The 6,375-nt window shown below is 68.8% G+C and carries 6 protein-coding genes; all 6 read right to left on the bottom strand.

What is annotated here, in order from left to right:
- Positions 1 to 230 (bottom strand): hypothetical protein (locus AC1DVT_RS17000; protein WP_477390214.1); only part of this gene is annotated, 230 nt, incomplete at its 3' end.
- 70 nt (positions 231 to 300) lie between these two features.
- A complete protein-coding gene (locus AC1DVT_RS16995) occupies positions 301 to 1,092 on the bottom strand; it encodes a PP2C family protein-serine/threonine phosphatase (RefSeq protein WP_477390212.1) in 792 nt (263 codons plus the stop codon).
- A gap of 79 nt (positions 1,093 to 1,171) precedes the next feature.
- On the bottom strand, positions 1,172 to 3,217 hold the full coding sequence (locus AC1DVT_RS16990) for an ABC transporter ATP-binding protein (protein ID WP_457100593.1): 2,046 nt from the start codon (positions 3,215 to 3,217) through the stop codon (positions 1,172 to 1,174).
- The gene (locus AC1DVT_RS16985; RefSeq protein ID WP_457100594.1) at positions 3,214 to 4,947 is read right to left on the bottom strand and encodes an ABC transporter ATP-binding protein; all 1,734 of its coding nucleotides are present in this window, start codon (positions 4,945 to 4,947) and stop codon (positions 3,214 to 3,216) included. Before AC1DVT_RS16985 ends, AC1DVT_RS16990 begins: the two co-directional genes overlap by 4 nt.
- 131 nt (positions 4,948 to 5,078) lie before the next feature.
- A complete protein-coding gene (locus AC1DVT_RS16980) occupies positions 5,079 to 6,071 on the bottom strand; it encodes an aldo/keto reductase (protein WP_477390209.1) in 993 nt (330 codons plus the stop codon).
- 78 nt (positions 6,072 to 6,149) lie between these two features.
- Positions 6,150 to 6,375 (bottom strand): hypothetical protein (locus AC1DVT_RS16975; protein ID WP_477390207.1); only part of this gene is annotated, 226 nt, incomplete at its 5' end.

Raw genomic sequence — 6,375 nt, 5'->3', positions numbered from 1 at the left:
GCATCGAGGCGGGTCGCCACCGCGATCAGCGGCCCGAGAAGCCCGAGCCACAAGGAAAGCACCGACCCGGTGACCAGCCACAGTGCGACCGCTGCGATCAGGGGAACCACGGCTGCGACCACGGGAAGGGGAGCCCGCCCGGGCGGGGTCCAGGGCTGTGGMAGGGTGAGCGGCTCCTCGACCGGAGCCACCGGATCGAGCGCGCTGAGCGGCGAGGGCTGCGGGGACATCCGTCCACTTCACCAGCCGGCGGGCCGCGACCGGCCGCCTGAGCGGATGTCGTGCGGCGGCGGGTGCCGGTCAGTCCTGGGGAGGAGCGCCTTCACCCTGCAGGGCGACATCGAGCACGATGATCGTGATGTTGTCGCGACCGCCGTTCTCGAGAGCGGCTTCGAGCATCGCCTCGATGGCGTCGGAAGGATCGGGGTTCTCCGTGAGGAAGTGCTGGATCCCGTAGTCGGTGAGCTCCTTCGTGAGTCCGTCCGAGCAGATCACGAAGCGATCGCCGTCTGTGACATCGAGGCGCACGTAGTCGGGGGTCACGCTGTCACTCGGACCGACCGCCCGGGTGATGACGTTGCCGTAGGGGTGGTTCTCGGCCTCTTCGGGGCTCAGCCTCCCGGCGGCGACCAGCTCCTGCACGACCGAGTGGTCGGTCGTGATCTGCGCGATGACGCCATCCCGCGAGAGGTACACGCGCGAGTCGCCGATATTGAGGGTCACCCAGTGCACCTGGTCGCCGGACACATCGAGGTACACGCCGGTCAGCGTCGTGCCGGTGGCCTCGTCCGTGGTCTCCGGGTGGGCGGCGATGTCCTTGACCGCACGCAGGAGCCCCTTCTCGATCGCCTTCGGGGTGACCGTCCCCGCCTCGACGACACCGCGCAGCCGCTCGATCGTGCGAGCGCTCGCGATCTCGCCGCCGAGGTGACCGCCCATGCCATCGGCGACCACGAACAGCGGGTACGCGGTCAGCATCGAGTCCTGGTTGATCTCCCGGCGCCGCCCGGTATGGGTCGTCGCCGCCCAGGTGAGCTCGATGGTCCCGTGGGCGTACGGAACAGACCGCGTCTGCGTGGATGCTTCGGGCACGACCCTGTCCTCCCGTGAACCGGTGCGATGGGCCGTGGACACGTCAGTCGGCGGCGTGCTCACATCCTAGTGGACCGTTTCAGGGCGTCTCGGTATCCGCCGACCGCTCGCCGCCTGCGCCCCCGCTTGTGCCCACGGCCTGCAGACCGGGGTCTGCCGGAGTGGACTCYGCGTCGATGGCGGCCTCGAACTGCGCATTGTAGAGCCGGAAGTACGCGCCGCGCGAGCGAAGGAGCTCGTCGTGCGATCCCTGCTCGACGATCGCGCCGTCCTCCATGACGAGGATGAGATCGGCATCCCGGATCGTGGAGAGCCGGTGCGCGATCACGAAGGCGGTCCGGTCGGCCCGCAGGCGCGACATCGCGCGCTGGATGAGCAGCTCGGTGCGGGTGTCCACCGACGAGGTCGCCTCGTCGAGGATCAGGATGCGCGGGTCGGCCAGGAAGGCGCGTGCGATCGTGATCAGCTGCCGCTCGCCGACGCTCAGGTTGGTGGCTTCGTCGTCGAGTTGAGTGTCATAGCCGTCGGGCAGCGCGTGCACGAAGCGATCCACGTAGGCCGCGGTCGCCGCCTCGAGGATCTCGTCCTCGGTCGCGTCGGGCCGGCCGTAGGCGATGTTCTCGCGGATCGTGCCGGAGAACAGCCAGGTGTCCTGCAGCACCATTCCGGTGCGGGAACGGAGGTCGTCGCGGGTCATGTGCCGGGTGTCGAAGCCGTCGAGCACGATCCGGCCCGCGTCGACGTCATAGAAGCGCATGATGAGGTTCACGAGGGTCGTCTTGCCCGCGCCGGTCGGACCGACGATGGCCACCGTGCTCCCCGGGTTCGCCTCGATGCTGAGCCCGTGGATCAGCGGCTTGTCGGCGACGTAGCGGAAGTCGACCTCCTCGAAGGCCAGGTGGCTCGCCCACTCCGGCGCCGTCTCGGGCTCGTCGAGGTCGGGCTCCTGCTCCTCCTCGTCGAGCAGCTCGAACACGCGCTCCGCGCTCGCGACGCCGGACTGCAGCAGGTTCGCCATCGAGCCGAGCTGACTCAGCGGCTGCGTGAACTGGCGGGAGTACTGGATGAACGCCTGCACGTCGCCGATCGACATGAGACCCGCCGCGACCTGGATGCCGCCGACCACCGCGATGGCGACGTAGACCAGGTTCCCGATGAACATCATCGCGGGCATGATGATGCCCGACAGGAACTGCGCGCCGAAGCTGGCGCGGTAGACCTCCTCGTTCTCGACCAGGAAGTCGGCTTCGGCTTCCTTCTGGTGACCGAACGTCTTGACGACGGCGTGGCCAGAGAAGGTCTCTTCGACGCGCGCGTTCAGGATGCCGGTGGCCTTCCATTGCGCGACGAACATCTTCTGCGACTGGCGTGCCACGAGCACCGTGATGACGATCGTGAGCGGAATGGTGATCAGGGCGATCATGGCCAGCAGCGGCGAGATGATGAACATCATCACGAGCACGCCGATGACGGTGAGCAGCGAGGTCACGACCTGCGAGAGGGTCTGCTGCATGGTCTGGCCGATGTTGTCGACATCGTTGGTGACCCGGCTGAGCAGCTCGCCGCGCTGGACGCGGTCGAAGTACGCGAGCGGCAGGCGGTGGATCTTGTCCTCCACCTGCATGCGCAGGCGGTGCATCGCGCGCTGCACGATGCCGTTGAGGATGCGCGCCTGCAGCCAGCCGAAGATGCTGGCGAAGATGTAGACGGCGAGCACGAGTACGACGATCCGGGCGAGTGCCGCGAAGTCGACGCCCGCACCGGGGACGAACTCCATGGCCGAGAGCATCTCGGCCTGCTGCGTGTTGCCCTGGGCGATGAGGCCGTCGATCACCTGCTGCCGCGTCATCCCCTCCGGCGTCTGCAGTGAGACGTAGCCGGCGAACAGGATGTTGGTGCCCTCACCGAGGAGCTTGGGGCCGAGGACCGATAGGGCGACGCTCAAGACGCTGAAGACGAGGGCGAGGATCAGCAGCGGCATATCGGTGCGCAGCGTGCGGAGCAGGCGCTTGGCGCTGGGGCCGAAGTTCTGCGCCTTCGCGACCGGCAGACCCACTCCCCCGCCCATCGGGCCTCGGGGCCCGCGGGGCGGCGGCGGTGCCGCTTCGGTGCGTGCGCCGCTCATGCTGCCGCCTCCGCCGCGAGCTGCGATTCGACGATCTCGCGGTAGGTCTCGCAGGTCTCCACGAGGTCGTCGTGCCTGCCTATCCCGACCATTCGGCCGTGATCGAGCACGACGATCTGATCGGCGTGCTGGATGGTCGACACCCGCTGCGCCACCACCACCCTGGTCGCATGCGGCAGATGGGTGTCGAGGGCGCGGCGGAGCGCGGCATCCGTCCGCAGATCCAGTGCCGAGAACGAGTCGTCGAAGATGTAGATGCCGGGCTTCTTCGCGAGCGCCCGCGCGATCGCGAGCCGCTGACGCTGACCGCCGGAGACGTTGGTGCCGCCCTGCGAGATGGGCGATTCGAGGCCCTCGGGCATGGCCGCGACGAAGTCCTTGCCCTGGGCGAGCTCGAGCGCGCGCCAGAGCTCCTCGTCGGTCGCGTCGTCGTCGCCGTAGCGGAGGTTGCTCGCGACGGTGCCGGAGAAGAGGAAGGCCCGCTGCTGCACGAGACCGATGCGCTTCCACAGGATGTCGGGCTCGTAGTGGCGCACGTCGATCCCGTCGACGCGGACGACCCCGCCGGTGACGTCGAAGAGCCGTGGGATGAGTCCGACGAGGGTCGTCTTGCCCGCACCGGTCGAGCCGATGATGGCGGTGGTCGATCCCGGTGCGACAGTGAACGACAGGTCGTGCAGCACCGCGTCATCGGCGCCGGGGTAGGCGAAGTCGACGTGCTCGAACTCGATGCTGCCGACGGATGCCGGAGGAGCGGCCGGATCGGCGGGAGCAGCCACGGATGGGTCGGTGTCGAGCACCTGCTTGATGCGATTCGCGCAGACGGCCGCGCGCGGGATCATGACGAACATGAAGGTCGCCATCATGACGCCCATCAGGATCTGCATGAGGTAGTTGAGGAAGGCGAAGATCGTGCCGATCTCGACACCGGCCTCCTGCACCTGGAAGGCGCCGAACCAGATCACCGCGACGCTCGAGACGTTCATGACGAGCATGACGGCCGGGAACATGATCGCCATCAGGTTGCCGGCCCGCAGCCCGGTCGCCATGACGTCCTCGCTCGCCGTCGAGAAGCGGGCGCGCTCCTCGCGCTCCCGCACGAATGCGCGGATGACCCGGATGCCGCTCAGCTGCTCACGTGCGATCTGGTTGACGCGGTCGATCTTCGCCTGCATCTGGGTGAACGCCGGCACCATGCGCCACACGATCAATCCGACGATGATCAGCAGCACCGGAATGGAGATCGCCAGGAGCCAGGCCAGCCCGGCATCCTGCCGGAGCGCCATGATCACGCCGCCGATCGCCAGCATCGGCGCCGAGATCATCAGGGTCGCCGAGACCTGCACCAGCATCTGCACCTGCTGCACATCGTTCGTGTTGCGGGTGATCAGCGACGGCGCGCCGAACTGCCCGACCTCCCGCTGCGAGAACGCGACGACGCGATGGAAGAGGTCGCCGCGCAGCTGGCGACCCATTCCCATGGCCAGCCGCGACCCGAAGTACACCGCGATGATGGCGCAGATCACCTGGACCAGGCTGACCCCCAGCATCATCACGCCGGTCTGCAGGATGTAGTCGATGTCGCCCGTGACCACGCCGTTGTCGATGATGTCCGCGTTCAGCGTGGGCAGCATGAGCGAGGCGATGGACTGTGCGAGCTGGAAGACGACGACGGCGAGGATGAGTCCCCACGCGGGTGTCAGGTAGCGAACCAAGAGCTTGCCGAGCACGGCGATCCTTTCCTGCGGGCGGCGACATCAGCCCCGAGGCGACCGCGCACGTCCTTCAGACGCTACGCCCTGCGGGCGAGCGGCTCCAAGTTCGCCGGATCCGCTGACAGCGAAACCCAGGATGGGGTCGGTCAGACCTGGGCCCCGGGGTCTTCCGGGAGCGGGAATCGGGCGTCGATCTCGGCCAGCTCAGCGGCATCCGGGGTCCACGCCGACGCCGCGGCGGCGTTCGCCCGCACCTGGTCAGGACTGGTCGCACCGGCGATGACGCTCGAGATCGCCTGGCGGGCGAGCAGCCACCCGAACGTCGCCTCGAGCATCGTGATCCCACGCTCGTCGCAGAACGCCTGGTGCGCCTCGAGCGCATCCCATGGCGCGTTCTGCCACACGTGCGGCCGGGCCGTCATGATTCGGCTGCCCTCTGGTCCCCCCTCACGCGTGAACTTGCCCGTCAGCAGGCCGTTGTGCAGCGGGAAGAACGGGAAGAACCCGAGCCCGTACCGTTCGACGGCCGGGAGCACTTCGCGCTCGGCCGCCCGCGCGAGCAGGCTGTAGTGGTTCTGGGCCGAGATGAACGGCACGCTTCTCCGGTCCGCCGCGGTGAAGTGCGCCTCCGCGATCTCCCATCCGGGCAGGTTGGAGTGCCCGAGGTAGCGCACCTTGCCCTCGCGGACGAGATCGCCCAGCGCGTCGAGGGTCTCCTCGATCGGCGTGAGCGGGTCGGGCGTGTGCAGCTGATACAGGTCGATCCAGTCGGTCTGCAGACGGGTGAGGGATGCCTCGACCGCGCGGCGGATGTACCGGCGGGAGCCCTTCGACCCGGTGATCGGATACCCCATGTCGCGGCCGAAGTGCCCGAATTTGGTCGCCAGCACGACCTCATCGCGGCGCCCGCGGAGCGCCTCGCCCATGAGGGTCTCGGACAGCCCGGGATCTTTGCCGTACATGTCGGCGGTATCGAGGAACGTCACCCCCGCGTCGATCGCTGCGTCGAGCACCTCGCGCGTTCCCTCGAGAGTCTCGGTGCGGGTGCCCGGGCGCCCGAAGTTGTTGCAGCCGAGACCGACGGCGGAGACGAGCAGACCAGAGGCGCCGACGCGGCGCAGGGGCACAGAGGAACTCATCCCTCCACGGTAGCCGAGCATGCCGCGGCCATACGCAGCAGACCCCCGCCACGATGGGCGGGGGTCTGCGGCGTACGGTCAGGCCTGGGGCTTGTCCTCTGCCGGGGGCTCGGGCGCTGCCGGGGGCTCGGGAGCCGCCGGGGGCTCCGGAGCTGCCGGCGGCTCTGCAGCGGCGGGCGGCTCAGGTGCCGGTGCGGCAGGCGCTGCGGGAGGCTCTGCAGCGGCCGGCGGCTCAGGAGCCGGAGCGGCGGCGGGTGCCGCCGGCGGCTCGGGCGCCGGCGCTGCCGGCGGCGGCGTGTAGCCG

Source organism: Microbacterium sp. P2_F9, assembly GCF_056403635.1.
This window is presented reverse-complemented; position numbering and strand designations above follow the sequence as displayed.